Genomic DNA, 1,140 nt, shown 5'->3' with positions numbered 1-1,140 from the left:
CTAGTGTCCCCCGCCAGGAATCCTTTGAATATATGCGTTGAGTCGTTCGAAGATCTGGTCGGCGGTCTTGGTCCAGGTGAACGGTCGCGGGTTGTCGTTCCAGTTGGTGACCCAGGCGCGGATGTCTCTTTCCAGTGCCTGCAGGGATTTGTGGACGCCGCGGCGGAGTTGTCTGTCGGTGAGCAGCCCGAACCAGCGTTCGACCTGGTTGAGCCATGACGAACTGGTCGGGGTGAAATGCAGATGGAACCGCGGATGCGCGTCGAGCCACTTGATGATGGCCGGGGTCTTGTGGGTGGCCAGGTTGTCGCAGATCAGGTGGACTTCGAGGTCGGCGGGGACTTCGGCGTCGATCTTGGCGAGGAACTTCTTGAACTCGATCGCCCGGTGACGGCGGTGCAGCGAGCCGATCACCTGACCGCTGGCGACATCGAGCGCGGCGAACAAGGTGGTCGTGCCCGAGCGGGCATAGTCGTGGGTTCGCCGCTCGGGCATGCCCGGCATCATCGGCAGCACCGGCGCGGACCGGTCCAGGGCCTGAATGCCGCTCTTCTCGTCCACGCACAGCACCAGCGCCCGCTCGGGCGGGTCGAGATACAGACCCACCACGTCACGGACCTTCTCGATGAACAGTGGATCGGTGCTGAGCTTGAAGGTGTCGACCAGGTGCGGCTTGAGGCGAAACTCGCGCCAGATCCGCCCGACCGTGGAACTGGACAACCCGCTCTCGGCCGCCATCGAGGCCCGCGACCAGTGCGTCGCATCCTTCGGTGTGCGCTCCAGCGTCGCCAGGATCACGGCCTCGATCTGCTCGTCGGTGATACTGCGCGGCCCACCGGGACGGGGTTCATCCACCAGCCCGTCCAAGCGCCGGTCCACGAACCGCCGCCGCCACTTACTCACCGTCGCCGGCACCACGCCGAGCTTGGCCGCGACCTGGATATTGTCCAGCCCCTGCGCACAGGCCAGCACGATCTTCGACCGCATCGCCAGCGACTGCGCCGACTTCGCCCGCCGCGACCAGCGCAACAACTGCTCACGCTCATCATCGGTCACCACCAGCACAGCCTTCGGCCGACCCGTCCTCGCCATCCAGCAACCCTACAACTTAAAACACGAATTCCTGACTCAGGACACTAG

General features: G+C 64.6%; 1 protein-coding gene. It reads right to left on the bottom strand.

Going from position 1 to position 1,140, the window contains the following annotated elements:
• Positions 1-1,092, bottom strand: coding sequence for an IS630 family transposase (locus tag ACFV9C_RS44785; RefSeq protein ID WP_380204283.1), 1,092 nt, complete (start codon positions 1,090-1,092; stop codon positions 1-3).
• Positions 1,093-1,140 lie beyond the last annotated feature (48 nt).

Origin of the sequence: Kribbella sp. NPDC059898, from assembly GCF_042730855.1 — a bacterium.
Lineage (GTDB): Bacteria > Actinomycetota > Actinomycetes > Propionibacteriales > Kribbellaceae > Kribbella.
Note: the sequence above shows the minus strand (reverse complement) of the source record. Positions and strands in the feature narration are given on the sequence as shown.

Excerpts from the sequence above, each read along its gene's own strand:
- ACFV9C_RS44785 (WP_380204283.1), bottom strand. The coding sequence starts at position 1,092 with ATGGCGAGGACGGGTCGGCCGAAGGCTGTGCTGGTGGTGACCGATGAT.